The 25,236-nt window shown below is 59.7% G+C and carries 23 protein-coding genes; 10 read left to right on the top strand and 13 right to left on the bottom strand.

The window, feature by feature from the left end; all coding sequences use genetic code 11:
• Positions 1–10: 10 nt before the first annotated feature.
• Positions 11–1,426 (bottom strand): acetyl-CoA carboxylase biotin carboxylase subunit, encoded by a 1,416-nt coding sequence (locus FQ668_RS26145; protein ID WP_003253279.1) that lies wholly within the window; start codon positions 1,424–1,426, stop codon positions 11–13.
• Positions 1,427–1,615: 189 nt separating this feature from the next.
• Between FQ668_RS26145 and FQ668_RS26150 the strand changes: the two genes are divergently transcribed.
• Positions 1,616–2,578, top strand: a complete 963-nt coding sequence (locus FQ668_RS26150) for a LysR family transcriptional regulator (RefSeq protein WP_010955834.1) — start codon at positions 1,616–1,618, stop codon at positions 2,576–2,578.
• Here the strand turns inward: FQ668_RS26150 and FQ668_RS26155 are convergent.
• Positions 2,520–2,738 (bottom strand): PA3496 family putative envelope integrity protein, encoded by a 219-nt coding sequence (locus tag FQ668_RS26155; protein WP_061405728.1) that lies wholly within the window; start codon positions 2,736–2,738, stop codon positions 2,520–2,522. The two genes, FQ668_RS26150 and FQ668_RS26155, sit on opposite strands and share 59 nt — an antisense overlap.
• 209 nt (positions 2,739–2,947) lie before the next feature.
• Positions 2,948–3,814, bottom strand: a complete 867-nt coding sequence (gene hexR, locus FQ668_RS26160) for a transcriptional regulator HexR (RefSeq protein ID WP_003253273.1) — start codon at positions 3,812–3,814, stop codon at positions 2,948–2,950.
• A 103-nt stretch (positions 3,815–3,917) separates the two neighbouring features.
• Here hexR and zwf point away from each other — a divergent pair, with 103 nt between their 5' ends.
• The 4 genes from zwf (at position 3,918) to FQ668_RS26180 (ending at position 9,268) form a co-directional block, all read left to right on the top strand.
• Positions 3,918–5,360, top strand: coding sequence for a glucose-6-phosphate dehydrogenase (gene zwf, locus FQ668_RS26165; protein WP_003253271.1), 1,443 nt, complete (start codon positions 3,918–3,920; stop codon positions 5,358–5,360).
• A 214-nt stretch (positions 5,361–5,574) separates the two neighbouring features.
• The gene (gene uvrD / locus FQ668_RS26170) at positions 5,575–7,761 is read left to right on the top strand and encodes a DNA helicase II (RefSeq protein ID WP_004575197.1); all 2,187 of its coding nucleotides are present in this window, start codon (positions 5,575–5,577) and stop codon (positions 7,759–7,761) included.
• Positions 7,762–7,892: 131 nt separating this feature from the next.
• Complete coding sequence (locus FQ668_RS26175) at positions 7,893–8,747, top strand: Tim44 domain-containing protein (RefSeq protein WP_014589167.1); 855 nt, start codon at positions 7,893–7,895, stop codon at positions 8,745–8,747.
• Between the two features lie 113 nt (positions 8,748–8,860).
• Entirely contained in the window at positions 8,861–9,268 is a 408-nt protein-coding gene (locus FQ668_RS26180; protein ID WP_003253266.1) for an SMI1/KNR4 family protein, read from the top strand.
• A 157-nt stretch (positions 9,269–9,425) separates the two neighbouring features.
• Here FQ668_RS26180 and FQ668_RS26185 read toward each other — a convergent pair whose 3' ends face one another.
• Positions 9,426–11,186 (bottom strand): cation:proton antiporter, encoded by a 1,761-nt coding sequence (locus tag FQ668_RS26185; RefSeq protein ID WP_014589168.1) that lies wholly within the window; start codon positions 11,184–11,186, stop codon positions 9,426–9,428.
• Positions 11,187–11,525: 339 nt separating this feature from the next.
• Between FQ668_RS26185 and FQ668_RS26190 the strand changes: the two genes are divergently transcribed.
• Complete coding sequence (locus FQ668_RS26190) at positions 11,526–12,011, top strand: acyl-CoA thioesterase (protein WP_003253263.1); 486 nt, start codon at positions 11,526–11,528, stop codon at positions 12,009–12,011.
• On the opposite strand, the gene pdxY is transcribed toward FQ668_RS26190, so the two are convergent.
• Positions 12,008–12,880 carry a pyridoxal kinase PdxY gene (pdxY, locus tag FQ668_RS26195; protein ID WP_019437628.1) on the bottom strand — a complete coding sequence of 291 codons (873 nt, stop codon included), beginning with the start codon at positions 12,878–12,880 and terminating at the stop codon, positions 12,008–12,010. The two genes, FQ668_RS26190 and pdxY, sit on opposite strands and share 4 nt — an antisense overlap.
• Positions 12,881–13,000: 120 nt before the next feature.
• Between pdxY and FQ668_RS26200 the strand changes: the two genes are divergently transcribed.
• Complete coding sequence (locus FQ668_RS26200; protein ID WP_003253259.1) at positions 13,001–13,393, top strand: DUF3301 domain-containing protein; 393 nt, start codon at positions 13,001–13,003, stop codon at positions 13,391–13,393.
• Here the strand turns inward: FQ668_RS26200 and FQ668_RS26205 are convergent, their stop codons facing one another.
• From FQ668_RS26205 to zigA, 3 genes are read right to left on the bottom strand one after another with little or no spacing between them, the layout of a single operon-like run.
• Positions 13,394–14,365, bottom strand: a complete 972-nt coding sequence (locus FQ668_RS26205; protein WP_019437629.1) for a GTP-binding protein — start codon at positions 14,363–14,365, stop codon at positions 13,394–13,396. It lies immediately after the preceding gene.
• Positions 14,366–14,405: 40 nt separating this feature from the next.
• On the bottom strand, positions 14,406–15,032 hold the full coding sequence (locus FQ668_RS26210; RefSeq protein ID WP_014589171.1) for a DUF1826 domain-containing protein: 627 nt from the start codon (positions 15,030–15,032) through the stop codon (positions 14,406–14,408).
• Entirely contained in the window at positions 15,029–16,237 is a 1,209-nt protein-coding gene (zigA, locus tag FQ668_RS26215) for a zinc metallochaperone GTPase ZigA (protein WP_076402387.1), read from the bottom strand. Before zigA ends, FQ668_RS26210 begins: the two co-directional genes overlap by 4 nt.
• A gap of 113 nt (positions 16,238–16,350) precedes the next feature.
• On the opposite strand from zigA, the gene FQ668_RS26220 reads away from it, so the two are divergent.
• On the top strand, positions 16,351–16,731 hold the full coding sequence (locus tag FQ668_RS26220; RefSeq protein ID WP_019437631.1) for a hypothetical protein: 381 nt from the start codon (positions 16,351–16,353) through the stop codon (positions 16,729–16,731).
• 268 nt (positions 16,732–16,999) lie between these two features.
• Here the strand turns inward: FQ668_RS26220 and FQ668_RS26225 are convergent, their stop codons facing one another.
• The gene (locus FQ668_RS26225; protein ID WP_003253248.1) at positions 17,000–17,527 is read right to left on the bottom strand and encodes a DUF3617 domain-containing protein; all 528 of its coding nucleotides are present in this window, start codon (positions 17,525–17,527) and stop codon (positions 17,000–17,002) included.
• Positions 17,528–17,659: 132 nt separating this feature from the next.
• Between FQ668_RS26225 and cls the strand changes: the two genes are divergently transcribed.
• On the top strand, positions 17,660–19,099 hold the full coding sequence (cls, locus tag FQ668_RS26230) for a cardiolipin synthase (protein ID WP_019437632.1): 1,440 nt from the start codon (positions 17,660–17,662) through the stop codon (positions 19,097–19,099).
• Between the two features lie 82 nt (positions 19,100–19,181).
• Here the strand turns inward: cls and cfaB are convergent, their stop codons facing one another.
• Entirely contained in the window at positions 19,182–20,366 is a 1,185-nt protein-coding gene (gene cfaB, locus FQ668_RS26235) for a C17 cyclopropane fatty acid synthase CfaB (protein WP_014589176.1), read from the bottom strand.
• A 207-nt stretch (positions 20,367–20,573) separates the two neighbouring features.
• Between cfaB and lpdA the strand changes: the two genes are divergently transcribed.
• The gene (lpdA, locus tag FQ668_RS26240; protein WP_019437633.1) at positions 20,574–21,974 is read left to right on the top strand and encodes a dihydrolipoyl dehydrogenase; all 1,401 of its coding nucleotides are present in this window, start codon (positions 20,574–20,576) and stop codon (positions 21,972–21,974) included.
• A 70-nt stretch (positions 21,975–22,044) separates the two neighbouring features.
• Here lpdA and FQ668_RS26245 read toward each other — a convergent pair whose 3' ends face one another.
• The 3 genes from FQ668_RS26245 to FQ668_RS26255 are packed head-to-tail and all read right to left on the bottom strand — an operon-like array spanning position 22,045 to position 25,217.
• The gene (locus FQ668_RS26245; RefSeq protein ID WP_019437634.1) at positions 22,045–23,052 is read right to left on the bottom strand and encodes a transketolase family protein; all 1,008 of its coding nucleotides are present in this window, start codon (positions 23,050–23,052) and stop codon (positions 22,045–22,047) included.
• A complete protein-coding gene (locus tag FQ668_RS26250) occupies positions 23,049–23,897 on the bottom strand; it encodes a transketolase (RefSeq protein ID WP_014589179.1) in 849 nt (282 codons plus the stop codon). Before FQ668_RS26250 ends, FQ668_RS26245 begins: the two co-directional genes overlap by 4 nt.
• An 18-nt stretch (positions 23,898–23,915) precedes the next feature.
• Entirely contained in the window at positions 23,916–25,217 is a 1,302-nt protein-coding gene (locus FQ668_RS26255) for an MFS transporter (protein ID WP_014589180.1), read from the bottom strand.
• Between the last annotated feature and the right edge of the window lie 19 nt (positions 25,218–25,236).

Here is a 25,236-nt window from a genome sequence, read left to right on the forward strand (position 1 = left end):
ATAGGGTTCCTCACAGGCCTGCGTGGGCGGCAATGGCGGCGGCGATGGCCAGGGCCAGCTCTTCGGGTTTGCGCTTGATCGAGTAGTTGGTCAATTCAGGGTGGCTTTCGACAAAGCTGGTATTGAACTGGCCGCTACGGAATTCCGGATTGCGCAGGATTTCCTGGTAGTACGCGGCGGTGGTCTTCACCCCTTGCACGCGCATGTCGTCCAGGGCCCGCAGGCCGCGGTCCATGGCTTCTTCCCAGGTCAACGCCCACACCACCAGTTTCAGGCACATGGAGTCGTAGAACGGTGGAATGGTATAGCCGGTGTAGATCGCCGTGTCGGTGCGCACGCCCGGGCCGCCGGGGGCGTAGTAACGGGTGATCTTGCCGAAGCTGGGCAGGAAGTTGTTTTTCGGATCTTCAGCATTGATACGGAACTGCAAGGCGTAGCCGCGGTGCTGAATGTCTTCCTGCTTGACCGACAGTGGCAGCCCCGAGGCGATGCGGATCTGCTCACGAACGATGTCGATACCGGTGATTTCCTCGGTAATGGTGTGTTCCACCTGCACCCGGGTGTTCATTTCCATGAAGTACACTTCGCCATCGGCGAGCAGGAACTCCACGGTACCGGCGTTCTCGTAATTCACCGCTTTGGCCGCACGCACCGCCAGGTCGCCGATGTAGGCGCGCTGCTCAGGAGTGAGCTGTGGGCTCGGGGCAATTTCGATTAGCTTCTGGTTACGACGCTGGATAGAGCAGTCGCGCTCGAACAGGTGCACTACGTTACCGAAGCTGTCACCGAGAATTTGCGCCTCGATGTGCTTCGGGTTGACGATGCATTTCTCCAGGAACACTTCGGCCGAACCGAATGCCTTGGTCGCCTCGGAAATGACCCGCGGGAAGTTCTGTTCCAGTTCTTCGCGGCTATTGCAACGGCGAATACCGCGGCCGCCACCACCGGAGGTGGCCTTGAGCATCACCGGATAACCGATGCGGTCACCTTCGCTCAGGGCTTCATGAATATCGGCAACGTTGCCTTCGGTGCCCGGGGTTACCGGCACACCGGCGGCGATCATGGTGCGGCGCGCTTCGGTCTTGTCGCCCATACGGCGAATCACGTCGGCGGCCGGGCCAATGAACTTGATCCCGCGCTCGGCGCAAATTTCTGCCAGTTCAGCGTTTTCCGAAAGGAAACCATAGCCCGGGTGCAGGGCATCACAGCCGGTTTCCACAGCCAGGTTCACCAGCTTGCGCGGGTTCAGATAACCGGCCAGCGGCTCGGCACCGATGCTGTGTGCTTCGTCAGCGCGCTTGACGTGCAAGGCATGCCGGTCGGCGTCGGAAAAGATCGCTACCGAGCGAATGCCCATCTCGGCGCAAGCACGCACGATCCGAACTGCGATTTCACCTCGGTTGGCGATCAGGATTTTTTTTATCACTGGAGTCTTCCCAAAGCCGTAGGAACAGTCGAGCCGGTTCTACCGGTCGGCGCGTGACCAGACGTTGCTGGCCAGTCGCGTATTCACCCTAGCGCTGTAGGTCGATAAACAAAAATCAATATTTGTTAGATGCTGTATTAGCAAAAGCTTATAGTTGGGTAACAAGGTGTTGCCGAAGAGCTGATTAAAATGCGTAAGTCCTTGATGCGTATGACATTGCGTCAACTCCAGATCTTTAACGAGGTGTGCGATTTGCGGTCGTACAGCCGTGCTGCGGAGGAGATGGCGTTGACGCAACCCGCCGTTAGTCTACAGATCCGCCAGCTTGAAGAGCTGATCGGCCAGCCATTGTTCGAGTACGTCGGCAAGAAGCTCTACCTGACCGAGGCGGCCGAGGCCTTGCAGCGCGCCAGCCACGATATCTTCGGGCGCCTGGAAAGCCTGGACATGCAGCTGTCGGACATGCAGGGCTCACTGCAGGGTCAGTTGAAACTGGCGATCGAGTCCAGTGCCAAGTACTTCGTGCCACACCTGTTCGCCGCCTTCAAGCAGCGTCACCCGGAAGTCAACCTGACCCTGACGGTAGTCAACCGTGCCCAAGCCATCCGCCGCCTTTCCGATAACCGCGACGACCTGATCATCATGTCGATGGTGCCGCAAGACATGGGCCTGGAGTTTCTGCCGTTCCTCAACAACCCGATCGTTGCGGTTGCGCCGCCACAGCACCCGCTGTGCAAGCTGGAGCAGTTGCGCATGCAGGACTTGGAGCCTCATACCCTGCTGGTCCGCGAGCAAGGTTCGGGAACACGCAAGGCGTGCGAAGAGTACTTCAAGGATAAGCGTGTGCATTTCGCCCAAACGCTTGAAGTAGCCTCGGCCGACGCCCAGCGCGAATGCGTGATCGCCGGGCTGGGGATCGCCCTGTTGACCCGTCACGCAGTCAACCTGGAGCTGGCTACCGGGATGCTGAAGGAATTACCGGTCGAGGAGCTACCGCTGTACCGTAGCTGGTGCGTGGTGCAGGCAAAGGCCAAGCGGCAGTCGCCGGTGGCCTTGGCGTTTCTTGCATTCATACGCGGCGAACGTGCTCTTATCAGCGCGCTTGTTGAACGTTTTTCGGGGAAGTTGCCGCCGACGACTGCCATACCGTGAGTGCTTGCAGCTCGGGGTAGTCCGCCAGGTCGCGGAGCAGTTGACGTTGGTCGCAATAGCTCTCGATCGCGCGGCGGTATTCCATACGACGCTGATCTTTTTCCTGCTGCTTGCGAGCCTTGGCGTTGGGTTGGTACGTACCGTCGAAGTCACGAGCCATTGCCTGTCTCCCAGATAGTATGCGGGAGTTTCAGACTGACCTTGATGGTTTACCGTTTGGCGGTGGAATGGTGACAGAATCGTGAATTTTCACTGCCTGTGCCGGCCTGTTCGGGGGCTTGCCCGCTCCCCAGGAATTGCACCGATCTACAGAGGTGCACAGTACCTCTGGGAGCGGGCAAGCCCGCGAAGAGGCCAGTACAGTTGAATTCAGTCGTCTGTAGCCTTGATCGATTTGGGCGACAGACGCAAGCTGCGCAGGCTGCGTTTCACGCTCTTCAGGTGGTTGACCAGGCTAGGCCCGCGCGCCATGGCAACGCCCATCGCCAGCACGTCGATCACCACCAGGTGGGCAATACGCGAGGTCAGTGGGGTGTAGATCTCGGTGTCTTCATGCACGTCGATCGCCAGGTTGACCGTCGATAGCTCGGCCAGCGGCGTCTGGCTGGGGCACAGGGTAATCAGGTTTGCGCCGCTCTCACGCACCAGGTTGGCAGTGATCAGCAGGTCCTTGGAACGGCCCGACTGGGAAATACACACAGCCACATCGCCCGGCTTCAGGGTAACGGCCGACATCGCTTGCATGTGCGGGTCGGAATACGCTGCCGCGCTGAGCAGCAGGCGGAAGAACTTGTGCTGGGCATCGGCGGCAACCGCACCGGACGCGCCAAAGCCGTAGAACTCTACCCGCTGCGCCTGGGCCATGGCGCTCACGGCTTGTTGCAGCGCCTGCGGATCAAGGTGCTCGCGCACTTCCATCAGGGTGTGCAGGGTGGTGTCGAAGATCTTCAGGCTGTAGTCAGCGACCGAATCGTCTTCGTGGATGGCGAACTGCCCGAAGCTGGCCCCGGCAGCCAGGCTTTGCGCCAGTTTCAGCTTCAGGTCCTGGAAGCCCGAGCAGCCAATGGCCCGGCAGAAACGCACGATGGTCGGCTCACTGATACCCACGCTGTGCGCCAAATCGGCCATGGAGCTGTGCATGACGGCAGCCGGGTCGAGCAGCACGTGGTCGGCCACTTTCAGTTCCGATTTGCGCAGCAGGTGGCGCGATTGGGCGATATGTTGCAACAGATTCACAGGCGGGACTCGGTTATGATCGGCTTGCCGGGTTGTAGCTTTCTTGTAGTTATACTACATGGACGCCAACCCGCCCAGTTAAACGAACGTGGAGAGTGGTGGTTTGACTATTCCTTGCGACATTCTGGTCTTCGGCGGCACCGGTGATCTTGCCCTGCACAAATTGCTTCCGGCGCTCTACCACCTGTTTCGCGAGGCCCGTCTGAACCCTGCCGTGCGGGTCATCGCACTGGCCAGACGCAACCTGCCACGCATCGACTATCTCAAGCTCGCCGAACGCCATTGTCGGGCGCAGATTGCCCGCAGCGACTTCGACGAAGAGGTATGGCAGCGGTTTTCCGCACGGGTCGACTACTTCCCGATGGATGCTTCACAGAGCGCCGATTTTGGCCGCCTGGCACGCTACCTGGGTGAACCCGGCGGGCTGACGCGCATCTTCTACCTGGCCACCGCCCCCAACCTGTTCGTGCCAATTGCCAACCACCTGCGCATTGCCGGGCTGGCCGACACCGAAGCGCGCATCGTGCTGGAAAAACCGATCGGTCATTCGCTGGAATCGGCCACAGCCATCAATGAAGCGATTGGCACGGTGTTCGAAGAAAGACAGGTGTTCCGCATCGACCACTACCTGGGCAAGGAAACCGTGCAGAACCTGATGGCCCTGCGTTTTGCCAATGCCCTGCTGGAGCCGGTGTGGCGCAACAACCAGGTCGACCATGTCCAGATCAGCGTTTGCGAGACACTGGGCGTAGAAAACCGCGGTGCCTACTATGATCGCGCCGGGGCTATTCGCGACATGCTGCAGAACCACCTGCTGCAACTGCTGTGCCTGGTGGCCATGGAGCCACCCGCGCAATTCGAGGCAGAGGCGGTACGCGACGAAAAGGTGAAAATCCTGCGCGCCCTCAAGCCGATCACCGGCCAGGATGTGCAGGACAAGACGGTACGTGGCCAATATGGTGCCGGGCGTATCGGCGGCCAGGAAGTGCCGGCCTACTACTTTGAAAAGGACGTCGACAACGACAGCGATACCGAAACTTTCGTTGCCATCGAGGCGCATATCGACAACTGGCGCTGGGCGGGCGTGCCTTTCTATCTGCGCACCGGCAAACGCATGGCGCGGCGCGCTTCGCAGATCGTCATCCAGTTCAAGCCAGTGCCTCACGAACTGTTCAGCGGCGGCCAGGTCAACCAGTTGCTGATACAGCTGCAACCGGACGAACGCATCAGCCTGCGCATGATGACCAAGAGCCCAGGCAAGGGCATGCGCCTGGAACCCGTGGACCTGGACCTTAATCTGGCCCAGGTGTTCAGCCAGACTCGCCGCTGGGAAGCCTACGAGCGCCTGCTGCTGGATGTGCTCGAAGGTGATTCGACACTGTTCATGCGCCGCGATGAAGTGGAAGCAGCCTGGGCTTGGGTAGATCCAATCATCAAGGGCTGTGAAGAGCACTTCCAGGCGCCCCGCCCCTACCCGGCTGGCAGTTTCGGGCCCGAACAAGCCAACAGCCTGCTCGCCAGGCATGGCAGGCATTGGCATGGCTGAATGACCTGCGCGATGGCGCGACCCTTAATCTGAAACAGCAGCAGATGAAGTTCGAAGGTGCGAAATCCATAACGTGAAGGCCATCGCCTGACCATGCCTCAGCCAGCTTGCGCAGGCCGTGACCTGGCCCCGGACCGATGAGCGGGATGCCGCCAGGTGAATATTCATACAGTAGATATTTGCCCCTTACCCGGCATCGCCCTAGAATGGCCCGATGCGCACAGACGACCTCTCTCTCCTGCTGAATTCCCTCAACGATGCCCAACGCCAGGCCGTAGCGGCCACGCTCGGGCGTCAACTGGTGCTTGCCGGCGCCGGTTCCGGTAAAACCCGCGTGCTGGTACACCGCATCGCCTGGCTGATCCAGGTCGAGCAGGCGTCGCCGCACTCGATCCTGTCGGTGACGTTCACCAACAAGGCCGCAGCAGAAATGCGCCAGCGGATCGAGCAACTGCTGGGCATCAACCCGGCAGGCATGTGGGTCGGCACCTTCCACGGCCTGGCCCATCGCCTGTTGCGGGCCCACTGGCAGGAAGCGCGGCTGGTGCAGAACTTCCAGATCCTCGACAGCGACGACCAGCAGCGCCTGATCAAGCGGGTCATGCGCGAGTTGGGCCTGGACGAGCAGAAGTGGCCGGCACGCCAGGCCCAGTGGTTCATCAACGGGCAGAAAGACGAAGGCCTGCGCCCGCAGCATATCCAGGCGGGGGGCGACCTGTTCCTGGCGACCATGCGCGAGGTCTATACGGCCTACGAGCAGGCTTGCGAGCGCGCCGGTGTCATCGATTTCTCCGAGCTGCTGCTTCGCGCCCTGGACCTGTGGCGTGACCACCCGGGCCTGCTGGAGCACTATCAGCGACGCTTCCGCCACGTGCTGGTGGACGAGTTCCAGGATACCAACGCCGTGCAGTACGCCTGGTTGCGCCTGCTGGCACGCGGTGGCGACAGCCTGATGGCGGTAGGCGATGACGACCAGTCGATCTACGGCTGGCGCGGCGCCAAGATCGAAAACATTCACCAGTACACCGCCGACTTCCCCGACGCCGAAATGATCCGGCTGGAGCAGAACTACCGCTCCACCGGCGGCATCCTCAAGGCGGCCAACGCGCTGATCGCCAACAACAGCGGGCGCCTGGGCAAGGAACTGTGGACCGACATGGGCGAAGGCGAACCACTGACCCTGTACGCGGCCTACAACGAGCACGACGAAGCGCGCTATGTCGTGGAAACCATCGAGAGCCTGGTCAAGCAGGGCAATGCGCGCAACGAGATCGCCATCCTGTACCGTTCCAACGCCCAGTCGCGCGTGCTGGAAGAGGCCCTGCTACGCGAGCGCATCCCCTACCGCATCTATGGCGGCCAGCGCTTCTTCGAGCGCGCCGAAATCAAGAATGCCATGGCTTACCTGCGCCTGATCGAAGGGCGTGGCAACGATGCCGCTCTGGAGCGGGTGATCAACGTGCCGCCGCGCGGTATTGGCGAAAAAACCGTCGAAGCCATCCGCGAGCACGCCCGTCACAGCCAGCTGTCCATGTGGGAGGCCATGTGCCAGCTGCTCGCCGCCAAGGCCCTCAAAGGCCGCGCCGCCAGTGCCCTGGGGGCCTTTATCGAGCTGATCGAGGGGCTGGCCGCCAAAGTTGTGGACATGCCGCTGCATACCATGACCCAGACCACCATCGAACAGTCCGGCCTGATCACCTATCACCAGGAAGAAAAGGGTGAAAAGGGCCAGGCACGGGTAGAAAACCTTGAGGAACTGGTCAGTGCGGCACGCAACTTCGAGTCCACCGACGAAGACGCCGACCTTTCCCCGCTCTCGGCCTTCCTTGGCCATGCCTCACTCGAAGCTGGCGATACACAGGCTGATGAGCATGAAGACAGCATCCAGCTGATGACCCTGCACAGCGCCAAAGGCCTTGAGTTCCCATATGTGTTCCTGGTGGGCATGGAAGAAGGCTTGTTCCCGCACAAGATGAGCCTGGAAGAACCCGGCCGCCTGGAAGAGGAGCGACGCCTGGCCTATGTAGGCATCACCCGCGCCATGCGCCAGCTGGTCATGACCTACGCCGAAACACGCCGCCTTTATGGCAGCGAGACTTACAACAAGGTTTCGCGTTTCGTGCGTGAAATTCCGGCAGGCCTGGTTCAGGAAGTACGCCTGTCCAACAGCGTCAGCCGCCCGTTCGGCGGGGCCAAGACGGCCACCAACAGCAACCTGTTCGCCAATGCCAGCATTCCGCAGACCGCGTTCAACCTTGGCCAGCGTGTGCAGCATGCGGTATTCGGCGAAGGTGTGATCCTCAACTTCGAGGGTTCTGGCGCTCAGGCGCGGGTGCAGGTGAATTTTGCCGAAGGTAGCAAATGGCTGATGCTGGGGTATGCCAAGCTCGAGGCTGTCTAAAGCGCACAAGGGTCTGGCCTGCCAACTTTGTAACATCAGGCAAAAGCTCGAAACACTATGTCGCTGGTCATGTGCCCGGGAACCTGTGCACCATGACGCGCGTGCAATCCACAACAGGGGATATCCCACTTATGCAACGTTTTCTTAGCATCGCACTGGCGCTCTGCGTCGGCCTGACGCTGAGCCTGGACGCCAGCGCCAAGCGTTTCGGCGGCGGCAAGAGCTCGGGCTCCGCGCCTATCCACCAGACCCGCCAGGCTACGCCAACCACGCCTGCTGCCGCGCCGACCGCACCTGGCCGTGCACCGGCTGCTGCCAGCGGTGCTTCGCGCTGGTTGGGCCCACTGGCCGGCCTCGCCGCCGGTGGCCTGCTGGCTTCCATGTTCATGGGCGACGGTTTCGAAGGCTTCCAGATCATGGACTTCCTGATCGTGGCGCTCATCGCCTTCCTCGTGTTCCGCTTCATTGCCGCGCGACGTCGCCAGCAGCAGCCACAAATGGCCATGCCAGGCCATGCGCCGATGCAGCGTGAGGCTCACGCGCAGCCTGCGCAGCCGTCGATTTTCGGTGGTTCGGCCGCACCTGCTGCCACAGCCGCACCGGTGATCAACGCGCCGGCCTGGTTCAACGAGCAGAGCTTCCTGGCGGCAGCCCGTAACCACTTCCAGTCGCTGCAGCAGCACTGGGATGCCAATGAAATGGACAAGATCAGCGAGTTCGTTACCCCGCAAATGCTTGAGTTCCTCAAGCGTGAGCGTGCTGAGCTGGGTGATGGCTTCCAGTCTACCTACATCGATAACCTGGAAGTGCAACTGGACGGTGTCGATGACCGCGCCGACCGCACCGACGCTACCCTGACCTTCCGTGGCGTGTCGAAGAATTCGCGCTTCGACCAGGGCGAAGTGTTCAGCGAAAGCTGGCACATGGTTCGCGCCCAAGGCGAGAACCAGCCTTGGCTGGTAGCCGGTATCCGTCAAAACGGCTAACCGCTGCGTGCTAAACAGAGAACCCCGGGCTTGCCCGGGGTTTTTGCTTTTGCCAAAGTGGGCTACTAGGGTATAAGGCGCAGCGTTGTCATCTAGGTTAGAGGAAGTGAACCGTGGAAGAAGTGATCGAACAACTCCGTGAAGCGAATGAGCCGGTACCGGTGCCCCTGGAGCTTCCCGACGAAGACCAGCTGGTAGAGATCGAAGAACAGCTGTTCATCAATATTCCATTCGTGTTCAAAGAGTTTCTGCTGACCGTAAGTGATGTGGTTTATGGCTCTCTTGAGCCTGTTACTGTCACTGATCCGCAGTCGCACACCTACCTGCCAGATGTAGCCTCCAACGCCTGGGATGCCGGCGTACCGCGTGACCTGATTCCGCTGTGCCAGGACGGCGACAATTACTATTGCGTCGAAGAGGACGGCACCGTGGTGCTGTGGGATGCCGAAGAGGAAATTGTCGGCGAAGACAGTTGGGAATCTGTGTGGCACTGGGCGCGAGATGTTTGGCTGGAGAGCTGATCGCTTGCACCTATAAAGAAGCTCGCGAGCTGAGTCAGTAACAATGACATCTGAGCGCCTCAAGGTCGTTAAAATCGCCAGGCCTTCTGCGCCTGGCGACATCGCTATAGCCCCATATCTTCGGGCGGACGGGATACCTTGCCCAGGGCCTACCCCCTCAGTGCGAGTTCTCGCGACTGTTCTCCAGCGTCTCCAGCAACGCGATCTGCATGCGCGTGTGCACGCGGATGAACCAGCGCCACAACAACGCCACCACCACCGCAGCTACCACGGCAATCACCAGCAGCAATTCGCTGGTGGGCAGAATGCTGGCGGACAATGCCGACAGCAGCAGGAAAATCACCAACAGCGACAACAGCGGGATCACTTCGGCGATCACACGGCGCACGCGCTGGGTATGTCGCCCGGCCATTTCCGGCTTCACGCCCATCTCTGCCAGCAGCATCGAGAGTGCTTTTAGCTTGCGGTACGCGGCGATCAGGAATGGCAGTGACAGCAACAACGCTGCCCCCCAAATGACGGCCTTCTGCTGGCTGACATCGCTGACCCACTCGCTGAGCCAATTGCCGATACGCCCTGCAAAATAACCGCCACTGAAGAAGATGGCGATCACCAGCGCCAGGTTCACCCCCACCTGCAACAGGATGCGCCGGATCATCGCCGCCAGCATGGCACTCTCGCCCTGCGGCTGGATGTTGCGTAACCACTCGCCATACAACGACAACACGCGTGCGAGGCGGGCGGGCACCACATTGCCCAGTTTCTGCGACAACGGGTCAGCCGCGCGGATCAGATAGGGCGTCAGCAACGTAGTGATTGCCGATACCGCCACCGCCACCGGGTAAAGGAAGTCGCTGGTCACCTGCAGGGTCATGCCCAGCGCGGCAATGATGAAGGAGAACTCGCCAATCTGCGAAAGCCCCATGCCTACGCGCAAAGACGTCCGCCCGTCATTGCCGGCAATGAACGCCCCCATGCCGCAAGACAGCATTTTGCCCAGCACCACCGCCAGGGTGATGACAACGATAGGCCAGGCATAGTCGATCAGTACCTGAGGGTCGATCATCAGGCCGATGGCGACGAAGAAGATGGCACTGAACAGGTCGCGTACAGGCTCGATCAGGCGTTCGATCTTCAGCAACTGGCGAGATTCGGCCATGATCGCGCCAATCAGGAAAGCGCCTAGCACCATGCTGTACTCCAGCTTCACAACCAGCAGGCAGAAGCCGAAACACAGGCCCAGAACAGTGATCAGCAACATTTCGTTGCTTTCGAACTTGGCGACATAGGCCAGTAACCGCGGCACCAGCAAAATACCGATGACCAAGGCGACGATCATGAACAGCGACAGCTTGCCGACAGTGGAGAACACTTCGCCTGAGCTGACCGTGCCGCTGACCGCAATGCCCGACAGCAGGGCAATGATTCCGATACCCAGAATGTCCTCGACGATCAGCACGCCGAAGATCAGCTGGGCAAAGCGCTCGTTCTTCATCTTCAAGTCGTTGAGCGCCTTGACGATGATGGTGGTGGAGGAAATGGCCAGGATGGCGCCCAGGAACAGTGAATCCATGGTGCTCCAGCCAAACCAGCGGCCAATCTCGAAGCCGATCCAGATCATCAGGACGATTTCCAGGAACGCTGCGATGAACGCCGTGGCACCGACCTTGAACAGCTTGCGCAAGCTGAACTCGAGCCCCAGACAGAACATGAGGAATATCACGCCCAGTTCAGCGAGGATCTTGATGGTTTCTTCGTCATGAATAAGGCCGAACGGGGGAGTATGTGGGCCAATGATGAAGCCGGCGACAATGTAGCCCAGCACCACCGGCTGCTTTAGGCGGTGAAAAAGAATGGTGACGACGCCAGCGATCAGCATGATGACTGCCAGGTCCTGGATGAAGCTGATGGCATGCATGGCGTGATACTCCTTATCTCGTCTTTTTTGGGATGCCTGGTCAGACCGCTCCTGCCGAGGCAAACCTAAGCGAGCAGCAAGTACATACTGCATTGAATGCAGCAACGCCCATGTTGCATGGGCGTACTCAGGTTAACATCGCACCCCGCCGCTAAAAGTCGGTGCAATATGCAGAAACAGATCGGCTGGAAAAGCGCTCGTGATGGCATGATCAGCGTGACGACAGCGCGCCGGCCAACGTCCCGTATCAGCAAGGCAAATTCAAAGAGGGGAACAGAAGTGTCAGCAGATAACGCCCTCCATTCGCCCGATTCAGCGCAACCTCACCGTGAGCACACTATGGAACCTGGAAACGCCCAGCTGAGCATGACCGTCCTGATGACCCCGGACATGGCCAACTTTTCTGGCAACGTACATGGCGGCACCCTGCTCAAGTACCTCGACGAAGTGGCTTATGCATGCGCCAGCCGTTACGCCGGCAGTTATGTGGTGACCCTGTCGGTCGACCAGGTGATCTTCCGTGAACCCGTGCACGTGGGTGAACTGGTGACCTTCCTTGCGTCGGTCAACTACACCGGCAACACTTCGATGGAAGTTGGCATCAAAGTCGTGACCGAGAACATTCGCGAGCGCTCGGTGCGCCATTCCAACAGCTGCTTCTTCACCATGGTCGCGGTCGACGACAACCGCCGCCCGGTGCCGGTGCCACCACGCCAGCCGCACAGCAGCGAAGAAAAGCGCCGCTTCCTGCAGGGCCAGCAGCGCCGGCAGATCCGCCAGGAGCTGGAAAAGCGCTACCAGGACCTGAAAACCGACGCCATTTAAAGCGCGAGCAACTGCGCTTCGAAGCGCACCCGTGGGTGCGCAATACGGTCCTGGGCCCGTACCAGCTGCAATTCGTAGCTGGCGCAGGCCTGGGTTTCCAGCAGCACTTCATGCACTGCCGCAGCCGTGAATTCGAATGCCTGCACCCAGCTGTCGCCAAGCAGCACACGCGCCAGGAACAGGCCTGAGGTCAGGTCACCCACCCCCACCGGCTGACGCGGAAACGCCAACAGTGGGCGGCGCAAGTGCCAGCTTTGCTCGGCGGTCACCAGCAACATTTCGAACTGTTCTTCGGCCCGCCCGGGGTACGCCAGATGCTTGACCAGTACAACCTGCGGACCACGCTCCAGCAGGCTGCGCGCCATGTTCACGCAATCCTCCAGCGACTGGGCGCGGCGCCCACAGAAGCTGTCCAGCTCCAACTGGTTGGGGCACAGGATGTCCGCTGTGGCTGCAGCCTCGTCAAGCAGGAACTCACTGACTTCGGGCGGCACGATGCAGCCCTTTTCCGGGTGCCCCATGACCGGGTCGCACAGGTATAACGCTTTTGGGTTTACCGCCTTGATCCGCTCGACACCGGCCAGGATCGCTCGCCCTTGTTCGGCACTGCCCAGATAGCCGGAAAGCACTGCATCGCAGTGGCCCAGCTCGCCGATGTTGGAAATGCCTTCCACCAACGCAGGAATTTGCGCTGGGGCAAGCACTTCACCCGCCCACTGGCCATACTGTGTGTGATTGGAGAACTGCACGGTATTGAGGGGCCAGGCATTGACCCCGATACGCTGCATGGGGAATACCGCGGCGCTGTTGCCGGCGTGGCCGAACACCACGTGGGACTGAATGGCGAGCAGGTGCGGGGTACGTTTCATGCGGGAGGTTTCCAAAGCTGTTTCTAGGATTGTGCGCAGCGCAGTATGAACTCGATTGCTACCTGTACGACAGGCCAGGAACGCAGTTAAGCTGGATCTACCTGTTTGGAGCATATGCAAATGTTGACCCTGGAGAACCTCTTCGTCCTGATGCTGGTAGCCACGGCAGGCGCCTGGTTGTGGCACAACCATGGGTTGCGTGAAAAGGCCCTGGAACGGGTCAAACAGCATTGCGCCAAACTCGACCTGGAGTTGCTTGACGATGCCGTAGCGCTCAAGCGCATCGCCTTTGTCCGGGATGCCAATGGCCGCAAGCGCCTGGCACGCGTCTATGCCTTCGAATTCACCGTCACGGGTGAGCAACGTCACCCCGGCACCGCAACCCAGTTCGGCGCCCACAGCGTGCAGATTGAACTGGCGCCCTACCCGTTCGAAATCAAGACCCCACCGCGCGCTGACAACGTCATAGAGATGCAGCAATGGCGCCAGGAGCACAACCGCTGGCGCAACTGATCAACTGACGCGACATTCATCCAACCCGGCTTGCAATGCGGGTTGCGGTTGCGGCTGATCGAAAATCAGCTCGATACGCGTGTCCTTGCGCCAGTCGCTGGGCTGCCAAGCGGGCATATCCCCATTCAGCCCATTGAATAACCACCAGCCCTCCATGCTGTGGATAACTCCTTTGGCCCGTCGCCATGGCCAAGCACACAAGAAAGCCTTTAGCCGCTGTGGATAAAACTGTTGGCCAGGATGCCACCGCCAGCCAATACTCCATCCGCCCTCCCCCTGCTGGACAAGGCAAATGGGTAGACTGGGGTCAGCCCACAGTGCTGCTGGAGCGATTCCAGGATTGTCGACAATCCTGTTTTTCAAGAATGGGCTGTCAACAATCTGTGGCGATACAGTCGGGAGGCCGGACAAAGGCAACTGCCCCTGCACGGTCCACATGATTCTCTTTTCTTTAAATTGATTACTTATCAACAACTTATGTATTTCATCCACAGCCTCTGACTTATTGAAAACCACGCTTTCAGAGGCGTTGAAAGCCTGCTGTTGAGCCTCTGGAAGTGGCTCGTTTCGAGCCATGGCCTGGGCATCCAAAACCATCAGGAGTGGCTGAATTGTCAGCACTCCAACCCAAGGCGCTTGTTGCAACTGAGCCAGCAGCTGCAACGGATGGCCCAGGCCGGAAGGTTCGATAAACAGCCGGTCAGGCCGCGATTTGCGTAGCAGTCTTCCCAGGCCCACCTGGAACGGCATGCCATTGACGCAGCACAGGCAGCCGCCTGCGACCTCGCCGATGGCGATGCCGTCTTCGTCACGGCTGAGTATGGCTGCATCCAGGCCGACAAGGCCGAACTCGTTGATCAATACCGCCCAGCGCTCGTTGGCGGGGCGCTGGGCCAGCAAGTGACGGATCAAAGTGGTCTTGCCAGCACCCAGCGGGCCAGCAATTACATGGGTGGGAATGTTCTGCAACATGGCGTGGCTTCAGGCGGCGGTGATGCCCCACTATGCGCTGTCAGGCCAGCCAGTCAAGGCTGAGCAGCAAACGCCCCTGCTGTGCCGAAGGCGACCGATGAACCAGGCCTGCACCTTCATTACCCTGCCATTTTTCACCTTTGAGTATCGCCACCTCACCGGCTTGCAGCTGTTGGATGTTATCCACAGACGGCTGAGCTGTGTGTAACTCACCACGACCGCTAACCCGCTCTTGCAACCATTCGCTACCTGGGCCGACATAGGTGGTGAGCAGGCGCAACGGTACGTTATCCACATGGAAGCGCGGACACATCGGACTGTCCAGAACGCGCAAGCGCAAACCTACACGTCGTGCGCCAACCAGACAGGTATAAGCCGCCACTAACCAGGTCACATCAGCAACGAAAGCTTCATATCCATGCAGATCCGCCGCTTCACGCAGCAGATCTGGCAATACCGGCTTCTGTTCCTCGTCCACATCAATTACCCGCTGATCAGCCAAGGGCTGGCCAAGGCTGAGCACCAATGCGGCAAAGTCCTCCAGTTGTGCCGGCAAGCGCCGCCGCCATACGGCCAGGTTCACGCCATCCTGCAGCACTTCGGCCAGCACCTGAGGCGTCTCGCCAAACACTTGAAAGATATCCACAGGTCGGTGCGCCAGGTTCATGCTGCCGCTTCCTCATGCCATGGGCCAAATGGGTCAGGTAAACGCAACCAGCCCATGTGTCCCAAGCCCATTTCTTGATCCGTCAACAGGCATGCATCAAGGGCTGTGGATAATTTTTCGACGTCGATATTCTGCCCAATAAACACCAATTCCTGCCGGCAGTCACCGGTCTCAGCGGTCCAGTGTTTCAAGATCGCGTTCGTGTTATCCACATCTTGTGGCCACTGCTCGCGTGGCACGAAGCGCCACCAGCGGCCAGCCAGACCATGGCGCATCATGCCGCCCGCTTGCGACCAGCTGCCAGCTTCCTGATATTTGCTGGCCAACCAGAAAAACCCTTTGGAACGCAGCAGCCTTCCGTTTTCCCAGTTCTTGTGGATAAAGTCGTAAAAGCGCTGTGGATGAAGCGGGCGTCGGGCCTGCCAGGTCATGGCCGCGATACCGTACTCTTCTGTTTCTGGTACATGTTCACCGCGCAGCTCCTGCAGCCAGCCTGGTGCCTGGGCGGCCTGATCGAAGTCGAACAGTCCGGTGTCGAGAATACGTGCCAACGGCACTTGGCCCATGACCATGGGTACGATCTGCGCTCGGGCATTGAGGCTGCGCAAAATGGCGATGAGTTCTTCGCGCTCATGTTGGCTGATCAGGTCGATCTTGCTCAGCAGCAGCACATCTGCGAACTCGACCTGCTCGATCAGCAAATCACTGATCGACCGCTCGTCTTCTTCGCCCAACGTTTCACCACGGCTGGCCAGGCTGTCTGCTGCTTGATAGTCGCGCAGGAAGTTCAAGCCATCGACCACGGTGACCATGGTGTCCAGTCGCGCCATATCGGACAGACTGCGACCCAGCTCGTCACGGAAAGTGAAGGTCTCAGCCACTGGCAGTGGCTCAGAGATACCGGTGGATTCGATCAATAAATAATCGAAACGTCCCTCTTCGGCCAGCCGTGCAACCTCCTCAAGCAGGTCTTCGCGCAACGTGCAGCAAATGCAGCCGTTGCTCATCTCGACCAGTTTCTCTTCAGCGCGGTTGAGGCTGACATTGCGCTGCACCTCACTGGCATCGATGTTGATTTCACTCATATCGTTGACGATTACCGCCACCCGCAGGTTGTCGCGGTTGCGCAGCACATGGTTGAGCAGCGTGCTCTTGCCGGCGCCCAAAAAGCCGGACAGCACGGTGACGGGAAGACGATTGGACATGGCGAACCCCTTCAGGCAGACGCATTCGAAACGATGCATTGCACAATGTTATAAAGTAACAATACAATTTCGCCAAGTGGTTCTCGACGGACGAGTGCTCACAGGGGATGAAAATGAATCTGCCACGCGTCATGGCATTGCTGGTGCTCACCATGCCTGCCTCGCTATTAGCCATGCCGCAAAACAGTGCATTGGCCCTTTGTACGCGAAGCGCGACGCTGCTCGCTTGCCAAGACGGCAAAGGCAACTACTACAGCGTGCGCACCGAAGGCAGCACGTTCTACCTTCGCGGCTATGACTTCAGCAGCCGCCGACTATGGGCACAAACCAACAGCCGCTATGGCACGTTGACTTTTTTTTCCGGCCTGGCCAGCAATGGTGAGGCCTGGGTGGGATACAGCCGCCGAGTAGGCTGGACCACCTTGAACCGCGTATCGAGTTCCAGCGGGGAGCGCTTCAAGCTGCATTGCAGTTTGATCGAGGGCTGCCGTTGATGCCTCCTTTGTTTTGAAGGTTTTTCCTCTGCTGCCTATTTGCACATCAGCTTCGAGCGCTTGCTGAAAACGCCTGCCTTGATCAGCCGTTCTCAGGACGAAAAGCTATGCCGTAACCGCGTCGAGGCAATGGTTGAAAATGAAATGTTCCACGTGGAACTATTCGTTTCCCTACCGACTTCTGGAACTGGCCATGCTCGGCTGCTCTAACGGCAACAGAGACTGCATGCCCACGACGCGGTTGCCGCCATCCAGTGGCAATGGGACTTCAGCTGCGCGGTTTGACCGTCCCGCAGTCATTGCCTAGCCACACCGCACGCGTGTTCATGCTGCCTTGCTGCTGCACACCCGAAGCGTTGAACGTGCCACTGACCTGGGTGGTGAATTCCCGATCACTGAGAAATGTAGCCTGGCCACTACCCTGTGCCTTCGGGCAGCTGAACTGGAATTTCCACACGTTACCGGTACGGTCGGTAATCTTCTGAGTGCAGCCCGATTTCGGGTCCTGCAGCGGAATGTCATTCGTTGCCACCTGTTCTGGTGTCAGGCACGAACGCACACCCTTGCCACCTACACTTACCCCTTGTTTGGCCAATACCCCTTCCATCATTGCGCGCTGCTCTGGCGGCAGGTTCTTCAACTGGCCAAGCATGAATTCCATGTCGGGTAGAGGCTTGCCATCGACCTGCATGTTGCTGGTGGTCAGCTCCCACAACCCCGGTTGCAGCATCTGGGCTTGCACCAGCGGACTGCTCATGCCTAGGGCCAACGCCAACAGTGGCAGACGAATCTTCATGGACGAACGCTCCTGGAAAAAAGCCGGTCAAACGGGCCGGACTGAGCCTTAGACGCCAAATCCGTCTGCGGGTTGCAGGCGGACCGGGAACGTGTTCTGTTACCTCAAGTGTACTCGGCAAGCAGGATGCATATGGATTACCACAGCGCCTACTTCTTTGGTTACCTACTCGGCCTGATCCATCTGCTGGGTATTGTCGCCGCACTGCATGCGCTGTTCACCGTGCGAACAGCTCAGGGCGCCATTGCGTGGGCGATGCCCTTGCTCTTCATCCCCTACCTCACCTTGATCCCCTACCTGATCTTCGGCGCCCGCTCGTTCTATGCCTACATCAAGGCTCGGCGCCAGGCCAACCAGGAAATGCACGTGGCCATGGCCAACCTCAACTGGCGGCCCTGGGTTGAAGAAGCCCTTACCGCCCGCGAGTCCGAAAGCTACACAGCCTTGCGCGCCATGCCCAAGCTGGGTCGCATGCCATGCCTGGCAAATAACCAGGTGAAACTGCTGATCAATGGCAAGGCCACCTTCGATGCCATCTTCGCAGCCATCGAAAAAGCACGCGATGTGGTACTGGTGCAATTCTTCATTATTCATGACGACACCCTAGGCAAGGCACTGCAGCAACTCTTGCTACGCAAAGCCGCCGAAGGCGTGCAGGTGTTCGTGCTGTACGACCGTGTCGGCAGCCACGCCTTGCCGGCCAGCTACAGCCAGATGCTGCGTGACGGCGGCGTGCAGATCCATGCATTCGCCACCCGTCGCGGCTGGTTCAACCGCTTCCAGGTGAACTTTCGCAACCATCGCAAGATTGTGGTGGTGGATGGCTTGCTCGGCTTCATCGGCGGTCACAATGTGGGCGACGAGTACCTGGGTGAACATCCACAGCTTTCCCCCTGGCGTGACACCCACGTACAGATCAGCGGGCCGGTACTGGCCTGCCTGCAAGAGTCGTTCGCCGAGGACTGGTATTGGGCCACGCGCCAGCTACCGCCGCTGATCCTGCCCGATACGTACCCGGATAACGGCGTGCTGTGTCAGGCCTTGGCCAGCGGCCCGGCAGACCCACAAGAAACCTGTTCGCTGTTCTTCCTTGAGGCGATTCATTCGGCCACCCGCAGGGTGTGGATCACGAGCCCCTACTTCATCCCTGACGAGGCCGTATTCGCCGCCTTGCGGCTGGCGGTACTACGAGGAGTCGATGTGCGGGTGCTGATCCCGTCACGGCCGGACCACCGCATCGTCTACGCCGCCTCCAGCCTGTTTGCCTTCGAAGCGGTGCGCGCGGGGGTACGGATGTTCCGTTACCAACCCGGGTTTCTGCATCAGAAGGTGGTGCTGGTGGATGATGACGTCAGCGCGATTGGGAGTGCCAACCTGGACAACCGCTCGTTCCGCCTGAACTTCGAGATTACCCTGCTGACAGTCGATCGCGGCTTCGCCGACCAAGTCGAGCACATGCTCCAGGAAGACTTCGAACACGCGCGGGAAATTACTGCAGAAGACACCGAAGATACCCATCGACTGCAGCAATTGGGGATGCGGATTGCGCGGCTGATATCGCCGATTCTTTAGGGTGAGCACACCCGTTGAAAGCGGCCTTTCGCGATAAAGGCCACTCCTCCAAAGCCACATCGGGGCTGTGACACTCGCGATTTCAGCGATACAGGTCTTCCCGCGTCCAGGGCAGGTCATGATGCCCGTCGGCGTATGGCTTCACTGCCAATATCTGGTGCAGGTTGATCCAGCCCTTCTGAAAGGCGTAGGCACACCCGGCCAAGTACAAACGCCAGATCCGCAGGGTCTTCTCAGGCACCAGCGCTGCAGCCTTGTGCAACTGGTTCTCCAGGTTCTCGCTCCAGTGGTGCAAGGTTTTGGCGTAGTGCAGGCGCAGGCTCTCCACGTCCACTACCTCAAGCCCGGCTTCACAGATACTGGCGCTGATCATCGACAGGTGCGGCAGTTCGCCGTGGGGGAATACATAGCGATCGATGAACTCACCGGCCCCGCGCCCGACTGGTCGGCCATCGACGTGCTTGGCAGTGATGCCGTGGTTCATCACCACTCCCCCTTCCCTCACCGCCCCGAACAGCTTCTGGCAGTACAGCGCCAGGTTGGCATGCCCGACATGCTCGAACATACCCACGCTGACAACCTTGTCGAAGCGACCATCCTGAGGCAGATCGCGGTAATCGAGAATCTGCAGGTCAACCTTGTCGGCAAGCCCTTCCGCTTGCACACGCTTGCGGCCGAGCTTCAATTGCTCCTTGCTCAGGGTAATGCCGAACACCTTGGCGCCATATTCACGGGCAGCGAACCGCGCCAGCCCGCCCCAGCCACAGCCAACATCGAGCAGGTAGTCACCGGCATCCAGACGCAGCTTGCGGCACAGGTGGTCAAACTTGTCCTGCTGCGCCTGGTCGAGCGTATTGTCCGGCTCACGGAAGTAGGCGCAAGAATAGGCCATGTCCTGGTCCAGCCAAAGCTGGTAGAACGCGTTAGACACGTCATAGTGGTAGGAGATTGCCTTGGCGTCAGTGCTCTTGTCATGAGACACACGTGGCGGCGGCGTTTCATCCTCATCCGCCAGCAGCGCTTCGCTCAGCTCGTCGCACACGCGGATGGCCTCACCGATATCGCCTTCCAGCTCCAGCTTGCCTTCGACGAATGCGGTGCCTAGCTGGTCCATGCTTGGGTGGGTCAACTGGCTGATCAGCTGCGGCTCCTTCACCAGAATGGTGACCTGAGGGCTAGGTCCAAGATCAAACTGGTTACCGTCCCACAGCTTCAGCCTCAGCGGCAGATGCAAGCTCTGCAATGCAGGTGGAAGTTGAGCAAGCATGAATCACCCCTCCTGTCCGTAATTGGCCACGACGCCTAATATTTCGAACGTCACCGGATCAGAGTAGTTCATCTGTAGGATGTTTCCTCTAAGCAAGACCTTGGTCTAGAACCAACTGATCTTATCCATGCAGCAGATTGTATACAATCTTTCCGTCTCAGCTTAACCTTGTGCCCTCTCGCGCTTCTACATCCTGGAGTTGAACCCATGAAATCCTATGACGTGGTGATCATCGGCGGTGGCCCTGGCGGCTACAACGCAGCCATCCGTGCTGGCCAGTTGGGCCTGAGCGTTGCCTGCGTGGAAGGCCGCTCGACCTTGGGCGGCACCTGCCTGAACGTTGGCTGCATGCCATCCAAGGCGCTGCTGCATGCTTCGGAGCTTTACGAAGCTGCCAGCGGTGACGAGTTCGCCCACCTCGGTATCGAAGTAAAGCCCACCCTCAACCTCGCCCAGATGATGAAACAGAAGGATGAGAGCGTGACAGGCCTGACCAAGGGCATCGAATACCTGTTTCGCAAGAACAAGGTCGAGTGGATCAAAGGCTGGGGCCGCCTGGAGGGCATCGGCAAGGTCGTGGTCAAGGCCGAAGACGGTAGCGAAACCGCGTTGCAGGCCAAGGACATCGTCATTGCCACCGGCTCTGAGCCCACCCCTCTGCCAGGTGTGACCGTCGACAACCAGCGCATCATTGACTCGACCGGCGCGCTGTCGCTGCCGCAAGTGCCCAAGCACCTGGTCGTCATCGGTGCTGGCGTAATCGGTCTTGAGCTGGGTTCGGTCTGGCGCCGCCTGGGTAGCCAGGTCACTGTCATCGAATACCTGGACCGCATCTGCCCAGGCACTGACACGGAAACGGCCAAGACCCTGCAGAAGGCGCTCGCCAAGCAAGGCATGGTGTTCAAGCTGGGCAGCAAAGTGACTCAGGCTACCGCAGGTGCCGATGGCGTCAGCCTGACGCTGGAGCCTGCCGCAGGGGGTACCGCAGAATCGCTGCAAGCCGATTACGTGTTGGTGGCTATTGGCCGCCGCCCTTATACCAAAGGGCTGAACCTGGAAAGCGTGGGCCTGGAAGCCGACAAGCGCGGCATGCTCGGCAACGAGCACCACCGTACCTCAGTGCCGGGTGTCTGGGTGATTGGCGACGTCACTTCGGGCCCAATGCTGGCGCACAAGGCGGAAGACGAAGCGGTGGCCTGTATCGAACGCATCGCCGGCAAGCCCCACGAGGTCAACTACAACCTCATCCCTGGCGTGATCTATACCCGCCCGGAGATGGCCACCGTGGGCAAGACTGAAGAGCAGCTCAAGGCCGAAGGGCGTGCCTACAAGGTTGGCAAGTTTCCCTTCACCGCCAACAGCCGTGCCAAGATCAATCACGAGACCGAAGGCTTCGCCAAGGTCATCGCCGATGCCGAAACCGATGAAGTACTAGGTGTGCACCTGGTGGGCCCAAGCGTCAGCGAGATGATTGGTGAGTTCTGCGTGGCTATGGAGTTCTCGGCCTCGGCAGAAGATATCGCCCTCACCTGCCACCCGCACCCGACGCGCTCCGAGGCCCTGCGCCAGGCGGCGATGAATGTGGATGGCATGGCCATGCAAATCTGACGAGCCCCATTCGCTGCGTCGGGGATAGAGCCGCCTTTAATTCCGGCTGGCTCTATCTCCAGGTATCAAGTCACAGCCAAGCCTTGATCTGCGCGCTCACTGCGTCGGTGGAGATACCGTAGCGGTCATGCAGCGTCGGCAGAGCGCCGGCATCGAGGAAGGCATCGGGCAAGGCGATCTGGCGGAATGTCGGCGTTACTCCGTTGCGCAGCAGCAGGCCCGCCACCGCCTCGCCGAGGCCGCCGATGATCGAATGGTTTTCGGCGGTGACCACCAGCCGTCCAGACTTTCGTGCCTCAGCCAGAATCGTCTGTTCGTCCAGTGGCTTGATGGTGGGTACGTGTAGTACTGCCACATCGACGCCATCCTTCTGCAACTGCGCTGCGGCCTCTAGCGAGCGCATGGTCATCAGACCGGTGGAGATGATCAGCACGTCCTTTCCGGTGCGCAGGGTCTTGGCCTTGCCGATCTCGAACTTGTAGCCATATTCGTCCAATACCAGCGGCACGTTGCCGCGCAGCAGGCGCATGTACACCGGTCCCTGATGGGCGGCGATGGCGGGCACCGCCTGCTCGATCTCCAGAGCGTCGCATGGGTCGACGATCATCAGGTTCGGCATGGCGCGGAAGATAGCCAGATCATCCGTTGCCTGGTGGCTGGGGCCGTAACCGGTGGTCAAGCCCGGCAACCCGCAGACGATCTTGACGTTGAGGTTCTCCTCGGCGATGGCCATGCAGATAAAATCATAGGCCCTACGCGAAGCGAATACCGCGTACGTGGTGGCGAACGGCACGCAGCCTTCGCGTGCCATGCCAGCGGCTGCACTCATCAGCAATTGCTCGGCCATGCCCATCTGATAGAAACGTTCCGGGTGCGCCTTCGCGAAAATGTGCAGGTCGGTGTACTTGGACAGGTCCGCCGACAGGCCGACGATGTCCGAACGCTGTTCGGCCAGTGCCGCCAACGCATGACCGAACGGCGCTGAGCGGGTGGCCTGGCCCTCGGCAGCGATCGAAGCGATCATGGCCGAGGTTGTCAGGCGCTTCTTGCCGGTTTCGGTGGTGTTTACGCGGCTCATACGATTCTCCCGACCTGAAGGTTTTGCAATGCCAGATCCCACTCGTTTTCATCGACGCGGATGAAGTGGGTTTTTTCACGTGACTCGAGAAAGTCCACACCCTTGCCCATCTTGGTATCGCAGATGATGACCCGCGGCTGTGCACCTTGATGGTTGCGTGCGGCGTCGAACGCGGCGACCAGGGCCCCGATGTCGTTGCCGTCCACGCGCTGGGTAAACCAGCCAAACGCCTGCCAACGATCAACGATGGGCTCGAATGCCAGCACTTCGCTGGAGTAGCCGTCGGCTTGCTGGTTGTTGACGTCGATGATTGCGATGAGGTTGTTCAGTTTCCAATGAGAAGCCGACATCGCGGCTTCCCAGGTTGATCCTTCGTTCAATTCGCCGTCCGAGAGCAGGTTGTAGACAAACGAATCCGATTTCTTGCGTTTCAGGCCCAGGCAGGCGCCGACCGCTATGCCCAAGCCGTGGCCGAGCGACCCCCCGGTTATTTCCATGCCCGGCGTGTAGGCGGCCATGCCCGACATCGGCAGGCGGCTGTCGTCCGAACCATAGGTTTCCAGTTCCTCCAGGGGGATCACGCCGGCTTCGATCAGCGCTGCATACAGGGCGATGGCGTAGTGACCGATGGACAGGTAAAAGCGGTCGCGTTGCTCCCATTCGGGGTTGTGGGGCTGATAGCGCAGCGCATGGAAGTACGACACGGCCAGCAAGTCAGCGGCGCCGAGGGCCTGGCCGACATAACCCTGGCCCTGGACCTGCCCCATGCGCAGGGCATGGCGGCGAATGTTGTACGCGCGTTCGGCGAGCGCCGAGAGCGAAGTGTCGGGTGCGTTGACAGTCATGGTGACTACTCCAGCGAGTTAACGATTGACCGATGCGGCGGGAATGCGCAGGACCAGCGTGGCCCCCGCGAGCAGCACTGCGGTGATCAGGTACATGCCGATGGCACTGGAACCGGTGGAAGTGGTGATCCAGCCGATCAGGTAAGGCGAGCAGAACCCGGCAAGGTTGGCGAAACTGTTGATACCAGCGATACCTGCTGCGGCTGACACGCCGCCGAGCAGCGTAGTGGGCAGCATCCAGAACAGTGAGGAAGCCGAGAGCACGCCAGCTGCTGCAAGGCACAGGCTGAGTACCGACAGCAGCAGGTTGCCGCCCAGCAGTGCCGCCAGCGTCAGGCCGATGGCGCCTGCGATCATCGGGACAACCAGATGCCAGCGACGTTCGCGATGCTTGTCGCCACTACGGCCCATCAGCAGCATGGCGACGATGGCGCACATGTAAGGCAGGCTGGTCAGCATGCCGATATGCAGTGGGTCCGATACCCCGGCATTGCGGATCAGGGTCGGCAGCCAGAAGGTAATCGCGTACTGGCCCATGACTACACAGAAGTAGATGCAGGCCAGCAGCCATAGGCGGCGATCGCGGATGAATTCCCGAGGTGAGGCATGAGTGACCTTGTGGGCGTTGTCCTCAGCGAGCTCCTTGGTAACCAGTTCCTTTTCTTCATCGGTCAGCCAGGTGGCCTGATGCACGCCATCTTTGAGATAGGTCAGTACCAACAACCCGACGATGACGGTTGGAATTGCCTCGATGACGAACATCCATTGCCAGCCCGCCCAGCCATGAAAACCTGCGAACTGATTCATGATCCAACCTGACAGTGGGCCGCCAATCATCCCCGACAATGGAATCGCGACGAACCAAAGCACGGTCATCTTTGCGCGACGGTAGGACGGGAACCAGTAGGTCAGGTACAACAACAGGCCAGGAGCCAGACCCGCTTCAGCGATGCCAAGCAGAAAACGCAGGGCATAAAACTGCCAGGCGGTTTCAACGAAGGCAAAGAGGGCGGAAATGATCCCCCAGGAAATCATGATCCGGGCGATCCAGCGGCGTGCGCCGACCCTGTGCAGGATCAGATTGCTGGGCACTTCGCAGAGAAAGTAGCCAATGAAGAACATGCCGGCGCCCAGGCCGTAAACGGCCTCGCTTAGGGCCAGGTCGCTCATCATCTGCAACTTGGCGAAGCCCACGTTTACCCGGTCCAGATAGGCACACAGGTAGCACAGCATCAGGAACGGCATCAGTCGCCAGGCAGTCTTGCGGTATGCGTTGGAGCGCACGGCCGAAACCGCGTCCAATGACAGGGTGGTAATCATGATGGTCTGATCTCTTGTT

The organism is Pseudomonas sp. Kh14, from assembly GCF_900291005.1.
Taxonomy (GTDB): Bacteria; Pseudomonadota; Gammaproteobacteria; order Pseudomonadales; family Pseudomonadaceae; genus Aquipseudomonas; species Aquipseudomonas alloputida.